Origin of the sequence: Nonlabens ulvanivorans (genome assembly GCF_000732625.1) — a bacterium.
Taxonomy (GTDB): Bacteria; Bacteroidota; Bacteroidia; order Flavobacteriales; family Flavobacteriaceae; genus Nonlabens; species Nonlabens ulvanivorans.
Genome location: NZ_JPJI01000005.1, coordinates 81105 through 95348 on the forward strand (window position 1 = coordinate 81105; position 14244 = coordinate 95348).

A 14244-nucleotide genomic window follows, 5' to 3' on the forward strand; every position below is an offset into this window, starting at 1 on the left:
TCTATTATGATTGAAATCAAGAGAATTACAGCAAAAGCTGATATCAAAAAATTTGTCAAATTCCAGCAAGAGCTGTATCAAGACAATACTTATTATGTACCGCCTATCGTCAATGACGAAATGTCCAACTTTGATCCTGAAAAGAATCAAGTATTTAAAAATGCAGACTGCTGGCTTTTTCTAGCATATGAAGGTAAAAAGATCGTAGGACGTATTGCCGCTATTATTAACTATGTAGAAATCAATGAACAGAAAAAATCTAAGATGCGTTTTGGATGGCTGGACATGATTGATGATATAGAAGTTACAAAAGCCCTACTCGATAAAGTACACCAAATAGGAAAAGAAAAAGAGCTCGAATTTGTAGAAGGTCCGGTAGGATTTTCTAACATGGATAAAGCTGGCTTGCTAATAAAAGGATTTGAAGAATTAAGCACCATGATCACTTGGTACAATGCTCCTTACTACAAAGAGCATTTAGAGCAGTTAGGTTATGAAAAAGCAGCAGAATGGGTAGAGTTTAAATTTAAACCGCCAAATCCTATACCAGAAAAAATCAACAAGTTTGCTGACATCATAGGTAGACGTTATAAGTTGAAAACCCTTAAATTTAAATCTACTAAAGAGATTCTGCCTTATGTAGATGACATGTTTGATTTACTTAACAAGACTTATAGTCAACTGGTTACTTTTGTACCTATACAACAATATCAGATTGATCTTTATAAAGAAAAATACCTACCATTTATTAATCCTGATTTCCTAGAGTTAGTGGTAGATGAGAAAGGAAAACTAATCGGGTTTGCAATCACAATGCCTTCTTTTTCTAAAGCCTTACAAAAAGCAAATGGTAAACTATTTCCATTAGGCTTTTTACATTTATTGAAAGCCAAAAAGAAAAATGACAGAGCCGCTTTTTATTTGATAGGTATCGATCCAGAATACCAAGGTAAAGGCGTTACTGCTATGATGTTTAGAAATGTTACACAAAATTTCATAGACTACGGTATCACCTTATGTGAGACCAATCCAGAACTAGAGGATAATCTTGCAGTACAAGCATCTTGGAAAAATTATGACCCTATACTGCACAAACGCAGGCGTACTTATAGAAAAGATATTTCATAATTCTAATTGTGTAATGATTCGTCTTACTATCGGACTTACACAAAAAAGATTATGAAACTTACCTTACAATTAGCGGCAATCTATAACCTTATTTGGGGTGCATGGGTAGTCCTTATGCCCAATCATTTTTTTGAACTTGTAGGTATGGAACCATTAAACCATCCCATGGTGTGGCAAGGTATGGGAATGGTTATAGGTGTTTATGGATTGGGATATTGGTGGGCTAGTTATAATCCGATGCGCCACTGGCCTATAGTTGCAGTAGGTTTTTTAGGAAAAATATTTGGCCCATTAGGTTTTATCTTTAATTATTTGCAAGATGTAGTACCATTTGAATTTAGTTATACTCTAATAACTAATGATTTTATCTGGTGGATACCATTCTTCTTAATTTTGAAAAAAGTCCATACGGAATATAAATGGAGACTAACATGATCCATAAACTACTACTCTATTCTTTCATCTTTTTATATGGCATCGCTGGTATTTTACATTTTGTTCAACCAGATTTATATCTAGAAGTCATACCTGAATGGCTGGGTAATAAAGTAATCATTAATTACCTCGCTGGTGCTATGGAACTGCTGGTTGCCATACTTGCTTACTCTAAAAATACTCGTGTAGTTGCCGTTTACATTACAATTGCCATGTTACTAGCCTTTACTATATCACATGTTTATTTTATACAACAAGGTAGTTGTGCAGGTACTTTTTGCATTGCACCATGGATTGCATGGGTGAGATTGTTAATTATCCACCCATTACTTATATGGTGGGCATGGTTTATTAGAAAGATATCCTATTAATCCCGACACAGATTTAGTTATTGTTTACTAGCACGACGTCTTTTGCGCTCTAGTTTTCTGCGTTTCTTCTCGTTTTCTTTAGCCTTTTTTTCAAGATACTCTTTACGTATTCTGGCACGCTCTGCCAATTGTATAGAATCATAGTCTTTGGGTAGATTATCTTCATATTCATTCCATGCAGTACGACCTTTAAAATAATCATAATCTATTGCAGGTGCTTGTTCTTCAAGGGTTTCTTTTTTGAACTCACTGAGCAAGACATCTTCTATATAAAAATCTTCGATATTAGTTTCTGGGCTATACTCTGCTTTTAAATCAATATCAAAGAGACTTGCCGCATTTTTGAACCAAAAAGCACTCCAACCACTACGCAATTGTTTTAAAAGTTCAAAAGTGGTCATACCAGTTTGACGATGCAATAGCTTAATTAATATCTGACCTTCTGTTGTGGTTAATTTTTTAAGCTCGGCTGTAAACTCTTCTTCTACATAGCGTTGGACTATTTTTGTGTACTTCTTTTTATCGCTTTCATACTCTAGCGATGCAAGCCTACGATCTAGCTCGGTTAATCGTTCTGCCGCTAGTTTTGCATAAGGCCACACTTTTTTAACCTTGCGCTTGATGATTTGGTAGCGTATATTTTCATACCGGCTATCAAATTTTAGAGATTGTAATAACATTACTCGATCCAGTTCTATCGCACTCAAAGAATCACCATCTATAAAAAAGTACTGTGGCGTTTGAATCGTATCTGATTCTATAGGCAATGTGGTAGGTGTTGTTTGCGCTTTCGCGAAAGCGGAACCCAACAATACTAGTCCTATAATAATTATCTTATTGATCATAAAATGTTAATTGCCAAAAGCATTCCAAAAATAAGAAAGCTGTCTATTAATAGCGATTTATGAAGGTGTTTATTATCTTCACAAACTAAATTTTATCACATGGCTCAAGAAAGCATTTTAAATAAAAAATCTCTAGATTTTCTAGAAAAATACCTAAACACGGCATCACCGACTGGTTATGAATGGAATGGTCAGAAAGTATGGATGGACTACCTGAAACCGTATGTAGATGAGTTTATTACAGATAATTATGGTACAGCAGTAGGTGTGATAAATCCGGATGCTAAGTTTAAAGTTGTTATTGAAGGACACGCAGACGAGATATCGTGGTACGTCAACTATATTACAGACGATGGACTTATATATGTTGTGCGCAATGGTGGATCAGATCACCAAATTGCACCGTCTAAAAAAGTAAATATTCATACTAAGAATGGAATCGTGACGGGCGTTTTTGGCTGGCCAGCAATTCATACACGATCACGTGCAAAAGAGCAACCGCCTAAACCTGATAATATTTTTATAGATACTGGTTGTGAGACTAAAGAAGAAGTTCTTGCTCTAGGTGTGGATGTAGGTTGTGTAATCACCTATCCAGATGAGTTTTTTGTATTGAACAAAAATAAATTTGTATGTCGTGCATTAGATAACCGCATGGGTGGTTTTATGATTGCAGAGGTAGCTCGTCTATTGAAAGAAAATAAACAAGAATTAGACTTTGGCCTTTATGTAACCAATTCTGTTCAAGAGGAAATAGGATTACGAGGTGCAGAAATGATCACGCAGACTATAAAGCCTAATGTAGCTATCGTTACTGACGTAACCCATGACACGACTACACCAATGATCGATAAAAAATCAAATGGTGAGGCTGCTATAGGAAAAGGTCCTGTACTAGCCTATGCGCCAGCAATACAAAATAACTTGCGCAACCTGATTATGGATGCAGCAGATGCTCATGAAATTCCATACCAGCGACGTGCGACATCTCGTTCTACTGGTACTGACACTGATGCGTTTGCATATTCTAATGGTGGTGTCCCTAGTGCGCTTATCTCACTACCTCTACGTTATATGCATACTACTGTTGAAATGGTACATAGAGATGATGTAGAAAATGTGATTAAAATGATCTATCAGTCTTTATTAAAGATTGAAAACAATCATGATTTTAATTACTTCAACAATAATAATGAAGGTTTATTCTAGTAGTAGCTCACTACTCTAGCATAAAATTTATTTTAAACAATTTAAAACCCTACTGGCATGTGCTGGTAGGGTTTTGTTTTTTTTTAATCATCGCCACTTAACAATAGTTTTAGTAATTTTAAACTAATTCAATATAGCTAAGTCTCAAATAAATAATATCACACTTATGAAGTCTTATATCTACTTATTTTTCTTATTATTTATTTTACTTTCTTGTAAATCAAATCAAGAACAAGGCAGTTCTAACTTATCTAAAGACAACAAACCATCTGCAGCGCAATTGATAACAGAAATGGACCGTAACAACGATGGTCGATTATCTAAGGAAGAGGCTCATGGACCAATCTCTAGTGATTTTAAAAATATAGATACAGATCAAGATGGCTTTTTAACCTTAAAAGAATTAAATACTGCAGAGACAAATCCAGGTAATAGGCCTCCTAGACCATCTAACAACGATAAGGATTTATCAAAAGAGGTTAATCATGAAATTAAGGTTGTTCCTGTAAATACCGATTATTTTATTTCAGAAAATATGATTGATGGCATTCAAGAACAATTGATTAATTTAAATGGAATAGAAACCCTTTGTTATGTATTCAAGACCAACTCACAAGCTACAGAACATCAAATGGGTCCATGGTGCCCAGAATTAATCACTGATACCGATGAAAAAGCTGGAATATGGTTTGATGGTGGTAAGGTTTATGACGTTTCTGGTCATTTTATTGCTAGTTTAGATGATTTCTATAATGATGATAAATGGAAACTTTATCGCGAAGATGGAACTGTGAAATATACAGATACCAAAGAAGGTTGTTTAGCAGCTGCAAAGCCAGATGTTGAAGAAGCCTATCAAAATTATTGTGTAGAATGCTTACCAGAATATTTCAAGGATCAAATCACCACGTATGTTATACCTGTGACACCAGTTTACGTTAATACCTCTCAAAGTTTTGGAAGAGGTGCTATAGGTGTTGCTTTTAATGGAGTTAACTACGATCCACCTGCACCTACGGATGCCATTCTTGCTGCACATACGATAGCTCCATTAGATGATCACGGTGGACATGTAAATCCACATGGAGGTTATCATTATCATGCCGCTACAGGATCTACAAAAGAAGTTTCTCAGTCAGATTTACATTCGGCTATTATTGGGTATGCTATTGATGGATTTGGGATTTATTCTATGCTCGATGAACACGATCATCAACCTACAGATTTAGATGAGTGCGGCGGACATACCGATGACCATAGAGGATATCATTATCACGCAGGTGAACCTGGTAGTAACCAGATAATAAAGTGTCTTCACGGATTAGCAGGATACACAGAGGTTAAAGAGTAATAAAGAAATCAATTAGCTTTAAAAGAATAATATTATTCATGTCAAAATTCTTTATCAATCATATCGCATTATCTGTTAAGGATGTAGACAAATCTATATTGTTTTATCAAAAACTATTTGATCTTAACGAGATTGAGAACACTGCTTCAAATTCAAAAACACGATGGCTGTCTTTAGGCGATGGCAAACAACTACATCTAATACCGCGTCCAGATGCCAGTATTAACACAAATAAAGCAGTTCATTTTGCCTTAACTACTTCTGAATTTGAAAATTTTGTTTTAAGGTTAAAAAAATTAAATATTGAATATTCGGACTGGCTAGGAACAGCTCTCAAAGATTATATACGAAAAGATGGAATTCAACAAGTTTACTTTCAGGATCCAGATGCCTATTGGATAGAAGTTAATAATGACATCTAAAAAATAACGTAAAATTATAATAGAACTAATTTATTTACTTTTCATTTGTTATGTGATTTAAAAGTTCAAAACTGACAAGTTTTATATAACCTAAGGATTTAAATTATAGTGAGAGCGATTCACAACATATTTATTTTTACAGCATTAGCCCTTCTTTTTCTAGGAAAAGCAAGTGCTCATGGACCTTTATTAACTGAATCCTCCATAGTCACATCAATTAATGTAGAATCTACTGTTCAACAAAAATCCAACATCACAAAACTGTTTATTATTGATTCTCAAACAGAATTAGTGGTAAATACGTCCACTACTGATGGTTATTCTTATTCATTAGATTACTTCACTATTACGATAAAAGGTCTTTTAAAAAGAAGTCAGTTATTAACTTCCGTGAGTATAAATCGTCTGTTATTATATACTCACTTATCCTTTCAGAACTCTTATAAAAAAGCTTTAATATTTCCTTTTCATACATTTTGGTAATCTCATAGTTGACCTTACTTCGATTATGGCATCCATCATTATTAGTATAATGAATGGTTGCTAACTATTTATATTATCAAATTATTTCAAATTATGGAAACATCAAAGGTGATTATTTCAATCACACTTATAATTATATGCGTCTTACCTTTTTTAATCATAAATGGTAAAGCCAAAAAGAGAGCTCAATTAATTAAATCAACTCTCGAAACTAAAATTCAAAAGGACAATAAGATTTTAGGGGATTACGAAGTTCATAATAGTTTTGCTATCGGCATAGACAGCAATAACAGTCTCATTTATTTTTATATTAAAAAGAGCGAGATGGAACAATTTAAAAAGATCAAACTAACTCAAATTTCTACCTGTCAGGTTGTGAAAGTTACAAAGCGTATCACAAATGGTAAGTCGAATTATGAATTAATCGAACGAGTTAAATTAGTATTTTACAACTCAAAAAACAGTGAAGAAGAACAATTTGAACTTTATAACGATGAAGATAACTCACAACTCGATGGTGAAATAGCACTGGCTCATAGCTGGAAACAGAAATTAGATGAGATCCTACATACATCAGATACGAGGCCTACAACAATGACTACATTAGAGTCTAATAATATTTTTGTGTAATCCTACAGATTGACCAAAATCATTATTACTAAAGGGTTGACATTAAGTCAACCCTTTAGTTTCTTTTTAAAGAAAAATCAATTATCAATAATGATTTAACATAATACTCACTTAATAACTCTTAAATACTTTTATTTTTATGATATAAACATCAACTATTTACATAAAATATTAATATGGACTGGATTTATCAATCGGACGACCCAATTTTAATCACAATAGCAGGAAGCTTTTTAATATTCTTTGCCATTATCATTATCACACGTCTCGTAGGTTTGAGGTCTTTTGCTAAATTTACTGCATATGATTTTGCTTTTACCATAGCCATAGGTAGTATCATATCTGCGACGCTTACTTCAAGCACAACAGTAGTTCATGGAGTTACCGCGATTGCTACTCTTCTGTTTTTAACGTTTATATTTTCGTATTTACAAAGAGTACTTCCTAGTATCAAAAAACTAACATCTAATAAACCATTACTATTAATGGATGGTAATCAAATTTTAAATGAAAATTTAAAACACGCTCGAATTGAAAAAGAACAGATTATTGCAAAATTAAGAGAGGCTAATGTTATGAGTTTTGATCAAGTAGAAGCTGTTGTATTAGAATCTACTGGTGATATTTCAGTTTTACACCGCACAGAAGGTGAAGATTCTCTACACCAAGATTTATTAGAAGGAGTGCGTAAAACTCCTTAACCTATTAATAACATCCTAAACCTTACTAAACTTTATGATCTAAGATTGCTGTTTTAATCTTAGGCACTCTTAATAAAAGTACCACTCCTATTGCAAAAAATACTACTAAAAATAAAATACTACCACGCATAGAACCGCTCCATTGTGTAACTAAGGTAAAAATAGTCATACCGATTACAATTCCTATTTTCTCGGCAACATCATAAAAACTAAAGTAAGAAGCAGTATCTGGATTACCTTCTGGTATCATTTTAGAAAATGTACTTCGCGAAAGCGATTGAATGGACCCCATTACAAAACCTACCGCTGCTGCTGTTAAATAGAATTCCATTGGTGAATACACAAAATATCCATAAATGCATATAGCTACCCATATCATATTGATACCTATAAGCACTTTTATATTACCATAATAGTTAGATAATTTGCTTGCTATAAAAGCTCCAGCAATAGCAACTATTTGAATGAGTAATATAGATACAATTAATCCCATTGTTGCGCCACCTTCTTCCCATTGTACTTCCTCTGTACCAAAGTAGGTAGCGACCAGCATCACTGTTTGGACTGCCATACTGTAGACAAAAAATGCAGCTAGATAACGTTTCATTTGTATATTATCACCTAGTTGATCCCAGATTTTATGTAGTTCTTTAAAACCATTTGTAAAAATGTTTTTAACCTCACTAGTGTCCTTTTTATTTCCTAGAGGTAAATAGGCATATGTATATTGAGCAAATCCTATCCACCAGACTCCTACTAGAATAAATGACATTTGTACGGCATCAAGTCTTAATAAATAGCCACTTTCCGGATAAAGACCAAATTCATTCATTGCTAGACAAAAAACCAGCAAAATTACACTACCTATATAACCTAAAGAAAAACCCTTGGCACTAGTTGCATCTTGCTGTTCTGGTAAAGCAACATCTGGTAAATAACTATTATAAAAAACCAAGCTACCCCAAAAACCTATCAAAGCAAGAAAATACATAGCAAGACTAAACCACAAATAATCAAAACTAAAAAAGGCTAAACCGATACAGCAAGACGCACCTAAATAGCAGAAGAACTGCATGAATCGCTTTTTTTGCCCAGAATAATCTGCAATACCAGATAAGATAGGAGACAATACACTGACTACTAAAAAGGCGATTGCCGTGGTGACAAATATGATATTCTCATTATTAACATCCTTAAGAAAATCAGGCACATTTCCTTCCTCATAGGCTGTTTTACTAACGGCCGAATAAAATATCGGAAATATAGCACTAGTGATTACTAGTGAATAAACAGAGTTTGCCCAATCATAAAATGCCCAAGCATGTAGTAACTTTTTGTGACCTCTCGGTAAAATATTTTTCATAAAAAAAGGGTTCTATTAAGAACCCTTTAAAAGTATATAAAAACGAGCGTTTATTTGAAACTTGTCACACCATATTTACGAGCTTCAGCTTTTGCTAGCGGTGCTAGTTCTTTCAAAAATGCGATACGACTATCGTTAGATGGGTGCGTACTCATAAATTCAGGTGGTGCTTCTCCACCACTATTAGCTTTCATACGTTCCCATAATTCAGAGCCTGCGTCTGGGTTATAACCAGCAATTGCAGCAAGGTACAATCCTATTTTATCTGCTTCAGTTTCATGAGACCTTGAGAAAGGTAGCATTCCACCTACCTGAGAACCAATACCATAAGCCTGATTTAATATTTGTTGTGTACCTTCATTAAGGCCACCTAGTTGTCCACCTACAGCAACACCTACAGCACCTAGTGCTTGAACTTGACCAGCACTCATGCGTTGTGCACCATGATCAGCAAGTGCATGCGCTACCTCGTGACCCATTACTATAGCAACACCTGTTTCATCTTGACAAATAGGTAAAATACCTGTGTAAAAAACAATTTTCCCACCAGGCATACACCATGCATTTACCGTTGGGTCATCTACTAAATTATATTCCCACGCATAATCTTTTAAATACTGTTCTTCTCCTAATGCATTCAACCAGCGTTGAGAAGCTACCTTTATCTTGCTTCCTACACGATTAATCATTTCAGAGTCTGCCGTACCTGTGACTACCTTATTAGTATTGAGAAATTCTCCATACTGACTAAAAGCCATAGGGAACAACTGACTATTAGACATAAAATTAAGGGTCTTTTTACCAGTAAAAACGTTTGTTTTACAAGAAAACAAGGTCACCGCGATGGTAAGGATCAGTAATTTATTAAACCTCATATTAATTCTCTTTTTTTATTAATTGTTCAACTCTTTTAATATCGATTCCGTGGTGGGAATCTGTGTGTATAATCTCCTCATTATCAATAACAATAATTTGAGGCGATTGATGCATCACATTTAACTTACTAGCTATAGTATTACTTAATTCTCTATGATTTAATAAATCTAATAAGTAAAAACTAGCATCTTCATCTTTTAAAGAATAACCAGCTTCAAAATTCTTAAGTACCATTCTAGAAATACCACATCTGGTACTGTGTTTAAAAATTACCTTAGGAATTCTTTTTGAATTTGAGATCAAGTTATTCAACTGATCTTCAGACTCCAGCATTTGCCATGGTAATCCTTCTTGAATTTCATCTTTTGCAATATCACGTTGTGACTTAAACAACTTATCTAACAATCCCATGTTGTATATTTATTAATTATCTCGCTTTCGCGAAAGCGGAACCTAACTCATTCCACTACTAAATTACAAAGATAAGGGATGTAACAATTAAATCTCGCTAATGATTTACTAACAGACAGTTTGTCGTATTTATTTGCGTTTCATGTGACTTTTTGGCAATTTTTAGAAGAGGTATAACATTTGACTACTAAAAGGAAACAAAGAAAAAGACATGAACATGAATCAACTTACAATAAAGTCGCAAGAAGCGCTCCAGGCAGCGCAACAACTTGCACAAGAGTCAGGTCATCAATTTATAGAAAACCTGCATCTTTTAAAAGGAATGATACAAATAGACGAAAATGTACTTCCTTTTATCTTTAAAAAATTAAATGTAAACTTAGCATTGGTCATACAGCTTATAGACAGTAGTCTTAGCGCTCTTCCTAAAGTAGAAGGCGGTGATATTCAATTATCTAGAGATGCTTCTAAAACCGTTAATGGCGCCATGAGTATTGCTACAAAAATGGATGATGAATATGTAAGCTTAGAACATCTATTACTCTCTTTATTTGATGGTAAATCAACAGCCGCACATATTCTAAAAGATCAAGGAATTACTAAAAGTCAACTAGAAAAGGCTATCGAAGAACTAAGACAAGGCAGTCGTGTAACCAGTGCTACCGCAGAGGAAACATATAATAGTCTTAATAAATATGCTAAAAATTTAAACCAGCTCGCAGATCAGGGAAAACTCGATCCAGTAATAGGCAGAGATGAAGAAATCAGACGTATTTTACAAATCCTTTCCAGACGTACTAAAAATAACCCTATGTTAGTTGGAGAACCTGGTGTAGGTAAAACAGCTATTGCAGAAGGTCTTGCACATAGAATCGTTGCTGGTGATGTGCCTGAAAACCTTAAGGATAAACAAATATTTTCACTTGATATGGGAGCACTGATTGCTGGTGCAAAATATAAAGGGGAATTTGAAGAACGATTAAAAGCAGTTATTAAAGAGGTTACAGAAAGTTCTGGAGATATTGTTTTATTTATAGACGAAATACATACACTAGTAGGTGCTGGTGGTGGACAAGGTGCTATGGATGCTGCTAATATTTTAAAACCAGCGCTAGCACGAGGAGAATTACGTGCTATAGGAGCCACTACTCTAGATGAGTATCAAAAATATTTTGAAAAAGATAAAGCATTAGAAAGACGTTTTCAACGTGTTTTAGTAGATGAGCCAGATACAGAGAGCGCTATATCCATTTTGCGTGGTATTAAAGATAAATACGAGACGCATCACAAAGTACGCATCATGGATGAAGCCATTATAGGTGCTGTTGAATTATCACAACGATACATTACAAATCGCTTTTTACCAGACAAAGCTATTGACTTAATGGATGAGGCTGCTGCAAAGTTGCGTATGGAAATTAACTCAAAGCCAGAAGAACTAGATGTACTGGATCGCAAGATCATGCAATTAGAAATTGAAATTGAGGCCATTAAACGTGAGAATGATGAGACTAAGTTAAAGGCTTTACGCAGTGAACTAGCAAATTTCAAAGAATCTCGTAATGAGATTAATGCTCAATGGGTGAATGAGAAAGACATTGTCGATGCCATTCAAAATGCAAAAAGTGACATAGAAAACTATAAACAACAGGCAGAACGTGCAGAACGTGATGGAGACTATGGTCAAGTAGCAGAACTGCGTTATGGAAAGATAAAAGAAGCTCAAGAAGAGCTAGATAAATTACAAAAAGAAGTAGCGCATAATGATACCGGTAAATCTTTAATACAAGAAGAAGTTACTTATGATGATATTGCCGAAGTCATTGCAAAATGGACTGGTATACCTGTTACAAAAATGTTACAAAGTGAGCGTGACAAATTATTGAAATTAGAAGATGAATTACATAAGCGTGTTGTAGGTCAGCAAGAAGCAATAATTGCAGTCAGTGATGCCGTGCGTCGTAGTCGCGCAGGTTTACAGGATCAGAAAAAACCCGTTGGTTCATTTCTATTCTTAGGTACCACAGGTGTAGGTAAAACAGAACTTGCAAAAGCGTTAGCAGACTACCTCTTTAACGACGAGAATTCTATGACACGTATTGATATGAGTGAATATCAAGAACGTCACAGCGTGAGCAGGCTTGTAGGTGCACCTCCAGGATATGTAGGGTATGATGAAGGAGGACAATTAACAGAAGCTGTTAGAAGAAAACCTTATAGTGTAGTTCTTTTAGATGAGATTGAAAAAGCTCATCCAGACACCTTCAATATTTTATTACAGGTACTAGATGAAGGAAGATTAACAGATAATAAAGGACGAGTAGCAGATTTTAAAAACACTATCATTATAATGACTTCTAACATGGGAGCAGATTTAATACAAGATCGTTTTGAAAACGCAAGTTCTGTGACCGAATCTTTATTAGAGGAAACAAAAAAAGAGGTTTTAGTAGCCTTAAAACAACGTGTTAGACCAGAATTTATAAATCGTATTGATGATATTGTCATGTTTACACCACTCACTAAAAATGAAATTCAGCAAATTGTGAGTTTGCAATTAAAAGGTGTCACTAAAATGTTAGCTCTTCAAGGTATCACTATTGATGCTACACCAGCGGCAATTGAGCTATTAGCAGTGCAGGGATATGATCCACAATATGGAGCTAGACCAGTAAAAAGAGTCATACAGAAAAATGTGCTCAACGAACTTTCAAAACAGATTCTTTCTGGAGAAATTTCTACAGAAAGTATCGTCCTTATCGATGCTTTTGAAAGTCAAATAGTTTTTAGGAATGAAACAGACGCTGTAGAAGTATAATGTAATAGGCACAAAATGATAAAACAGCATATTCTTTATGTAAGAATATGCTGTTTTTTTTATATAATTCCATTTCATATCGCTTTCGCGAAAGTGAAAATAAAAATTTAATATCAATACTTAATAACCAATTTGACTTACCAAGAATATTTTCAAGAAACGTTCAATAATGAACAATTTAACGTATTACAGCGTTAAACTCAGTATTTCATCCAATTATTTACAAATGGATTTTACGCATTGCGTTTTGAGAAAAATATATGTGATTTTTGTTTGAAGTTAATTTTTTATTATGAAATTATTATTGAATTTATTGTGTGTTTTGTTTCTCCTAATGGGTGCAATTACAACCGCACAAGTTAAGATAGGAAACAACCCTAATACAATTGATCCTTTCTCTATTTTAGAGTTAGAAAGTTCTGAAACTGTATTAGTCGTTACTCGTATCACTGATGCAGAGATGGCTGCCATTTTACCACTTAATGGTGCGATTATTTACAACACCTCGCAAAACTGTTTATTTCAATACCGAAATAACAACTGGGAAAGTCTTTGTAACGGTGGTATTCTAGTAGATAACAATGATGGAACATACACTTTTACTAATGATAACGGTGGTATTGTCTCTATTGATACTAACGCCATTGCTAATCCATATAACAATGCAACATCAGGTCTAGCTGCAATGAACATTCAAGATGCTATCGATGAACTAAGTGGACTCGCATCTAATGTCTCTTTAATCGATAATGCAGACGGTACATATACATTTACAGATGCCGCTGGTAATACAGTTACTATAGCAGACACAAGTATATCTACATTAATAGATAACACCGATGGGACTTATACTTATACCGACGAATTAGGTAACCAGACAATAATCGATACATCTTTTATTGAATCACTTACATCATTAGGTTTAAATGCTTCCCAAACTGGGCTAGAATATACCGATGAGGATGGAGTAATCACTACATTAGATTTAACCACCATTGTTCAGAACTTGGAAACCATAACGACTCTAGTGGATAACACCGATGGTACCTTTACGTATACTAATGAAGCTGGAACACCAGTCACTATTGATACGAATGCTGCTGAGACGCTTACGACTTTAGTGCTGAATGCGGATGATACGAATCTAGATTATACCGATGAAGATGGTGTGACAACTCAATTAGATTTTACAGCTTTAGTT

At 34.4% G+C, this 14244-nt stretch carries 14 protein-coding genes and 1 pseudogene; 11 read left to right on the forward strand and 4 right to left on the reverse strand.

Annotation, left to right across the window (positions count from 1 at the left end; all coding sequences use genetic code 11):
- Nucleotides 1-6: 6 nt before the first annotated feature.
- The 3 genes from IL45_RS01245 to IL45_RS01255 are packed head-to-tail and all read left to right on the forward strand — an operon-like array spanning nucleotide 7 to nucleotide 1934.
- Nucleotides 7-1128, forward strand: coding sequence for a GNAT family N-acetyltransferase (locus tag IL45_RS01245; protein WP_036579282.1), 1122 nt, complete (start codon nucleotides 7-9; stop codon nucleotides 1126-1128).
- A gap of 51 nt (nucleotides 1129-1179) precedes the next feature.
- Nucleotides 1180-1563, forward strand: a complete 384-nt coding sequence (locus IL45_RS01250) for a hypothetical protein (RefSeq protein ID WP_036579284.1) — start codon at nucleotides 1180-1182, stop codon at nucleotides 1561-1563.
- Entirely contained in the window at nucleotides 1560-1934 is a 375-nt protein-coding gene (locus tag IL45_RS01255) for a DoxX family protein (RefSeq protein ID WP_235183306.1), read from the forward strand. The genes IL45_RS01250 and IL45_RS01255 overlap by 4 nt, the downstream gene beginning before the upstream one ends.
- Nucleotides 1935-1951: 17 nt before the next feature.
- Here IL45_RS01255 and IL45_RS01260 read toward each other — a convergent pair whose 3' ends face one another.
- Complete coding sequence (locus IL45_RS01260) at nucleotides 1952-2779, reverse strand: DUF4294 domain-containing protein (protein WP_036579288.1); 828 nt, start codon at nucleotides 2777-2779, stop codon at nucleotides 1952-1954.
- A 99-nt stretch (nucleotides 2780-2878) separates the two neighbouring features.
- On the opposite strand from IL45_RS01260, the gene IL45_RS01265 reads away from it, so the two are divergent.
- The 6 genes from IL45_RS01265 to IL45_RS01290 all read left to right on the forward strand — a co-directional run bounded on the left by IL45_RS01265 (nucleotide 2879) and on the right by IL45_RS01290 (nucleotide 7575).
- On the forward strand, nucleotides 2879-3988 hold the full coding sequence (locus IL45_RS01265; protein ID WP_036579290.1) for a M42 family metallopeptidase: 1110 nt from the start codon (nucleotides 2879-2881) through the stop codon (nucleotides 3986-3988).
- A 166-nt stretch (nucleotides 3989-4154) separates the two neighbouring features.
- The gene (locus IL45_RS01270) at nucleotides 4155-5339 is read left to right on the forward strand and encodes a YHYH protein (protein ID WP_036579292.1); all 1185 of its coding nucleotides are present in this window, start codon (nucleotides 4155-4157) and stop codon (nucleotides 5337-5339) included.
- Nucleotides 5340-5377: 38 nt separating this feature from the next.
- The gene (locus IL45_RS01275) at nucleotides 5378-5761 is read left to right on the forward strand and encodes a VOC family protein (protein ID WP_036579294.1); all 384 of its coding nucleotides are present in this window, start codon (nucleotides 5378-5380) and stop codon (nucleotides 5759-5761) included.
- A 108-nt stretch (nucleotides 5762-5869) separates the two neighbouring features.
- Nucleotides 5870-6244, forward strand: a complete 375-nt coding sequence (locus tag IL45_RS01280; RefSeq protein ID WP_036579297.1) for a hypothetical protein — start codon at nucleotides 5870-5872, stop codon at nucleotides 6242-6244.
- Nucleotides 6245-6568: 324 nt separating this feature from the next.
- On the forward strand, nucleotides 6569-6874 hold the full coding sequence (locus IL45_RS15050) for a hypothetical protein (RefSeq protein ID WP_146128676.1): 306 nt from the start codon (nucleotides 6569-6571) through the stop codon (nucleotides 6872-6874).
- Nucleotides 6875-7050: 176 nt separating this feature from the next.
- Nucleotides 7051-7575: a DUF421 domain-containing protein gene (locus IL45_RS01290; protein ID WP_036579303.1), complete on the forward strand. Its 525-nt coding sequence runs from the start codon at nucleotides 7051-7053 to the stop codon at nucleotides 7573-7575.
- A 25-nt stretch (nucleotides 7576-7600) separates the two neighbouring features.
- On the opposite strand, the gene IL45_RS01295 is transcribed toward IL45_RS01290, so the two are convergent.
- Genes IL45_RS01295 through ytxJ form a run of 3 tightly spaced genes read right to left on the reverse strand, consistent with a single transcriptional unit; the run spans nucleotide 7601 to nucleotide 10225 of the window.
- Nucleotides 7601-8938, reverse strand: a complete 1338-nt coding sequence (locus IL45_RS01295; protein WP_036579305.1) for an MFS transporter — start codon at nucleotides 8936-8938, stop codon at nucleotides 7601-7603.
- A gap of 50 nt (nucleotides 8939-8988) precedes the next feature.
- On the reverse strand, nucleotides 8989-9813 hold the full coding sequence (locus IL45_RS01300) for a M48 family metallopeptidase (RefSeq protein ID WP_036579308.1): 825 nt from the start codon (nucleotides 9811-9813) through the stop codon (nucleotides 8989-8991).
- Nucleotide 9814: 1 nt separating this feature from the next.
- A complete protein-coding gene (gene ytxJ / locus IL45_RS01305; RefSeq protein WP_036579312.1) occupies nucleotides 9815-10225 on the reverse strand; it encodes a bacillithiol system redox-active protein YtxJ in 411 nt (136 codons plus the stop codon).
- A gap of 211 nt (nucleotides 10226-10436) precedes the next feature.
- Between ytxJ and clpB the strand changes: the two genes are divergently transcribed.
- Both clpB and IL45_RS01315 read left to right on the forward strand, forming a co-directional pair.
- A complete protein-coding gene (gene clpB / locus IL45_RS01310; protein WP_036579314.1) occupies nucleotides 10437-13043 on the forward strand; it encodes an ATP-dependent chaperone ClpB in 2607 nt (868 codons plus the stop codon).
- A gap of 292 nt (nucleotides 13044-13335) precedes the next feature.
- Nucleotides 13336-14244, forward strand: a pseudogene (locus IL45_RS01315) (hypothetical protein); the annotation flags it as partial.

Bases quoted from the DNA above. Each gene is read 5' to 3' on its own strand.
- IL45_RS01270 (WP_036579292.1), top strand. From the start codon at position 4,155: ATGAAGTCTTATATCTACTTATTTTTCTTATTATTTATTTTACTTTCT.
- ytxJ (WP_036579312.1), bottom strand. From the start codon at position 10,225: ATGGGATTGTTAGATAAGTTGTTTAAGTCACAACGTGATATTGCAAAA.
- IL45_RS01245 (WP_036579282.1), top strand. From the start codon at position 7: ATGATTGAAATCAAGAGAATTACAGCAAAAGCTGATATCAAAAAATTT.
- IL45_RS01275 (WP_036579294.1), top strand. From the start codon at position 5,378: ATGTCAAAATTCTTTATCAATCATATCGCATTATCTGTTAAGGATGTA.
- IL45_RS01295 (WP_036579305.1), bottom strand. From the start codon at position 8,938: ATGAAAAATATTTTACCGAGAGGTCACAAAAAGTTACTACATGCTTGG.
- IL45_RS01290 (WP_036579303.1), top strand. From the start codon at position 7,051: ATGGACTGGATTTATCAATCGGACGACCCAATTTTAATCACAATAGCA.
- IL45_RS15050 (WP_146128676.1), top strand. From the start codon at position 6,569: ATGGAACAATTTAAAAAGATCAAACTAACTCAAATTTCTACCTGTCAG.
- IL45_RS01255 (WP_235183306.1), top strand. From the start codon at position 1,560: ATGATCCATAAACTACTACTCTATTCTTTCATCTTTTTATATGGCATC.
- IL45_RS01250 (WP_036579284.1), top strand. From the start codon at position 1,180: ATGAAACTTACCTTACAATTAGCGGCAATCTATAACCTTATTTGGGGT.
- IL45_RS01300 (WP_036579308.1), bottom strand. From the start codon at position 9,813: ATGAGGTTTAATAAATTACTGATCCTTACCATCGCGGTGACCTTGTTT.
- IL45_RS01260 (WP_036579288.1), bottom strand. From the start codon at position 2,779: ATGATCAATAAGATAATTATTATAGGACTAGTATTGTTGGGTTCCGCT.
- clpB (WP_036579314.1), top strand. From the start codon at position 10,437: ATGAACATGAATCAACTTACAATAAAGTCGCAAGAAGCGCTCCAGGCA.
- IL45_RS01265 (WP_036579290.1), top strand. From the start codon at position 2,879: ATGGCTCAAGAAAGCATTTTAAATAAAAAATCTCTAGATTTTCTAGAA.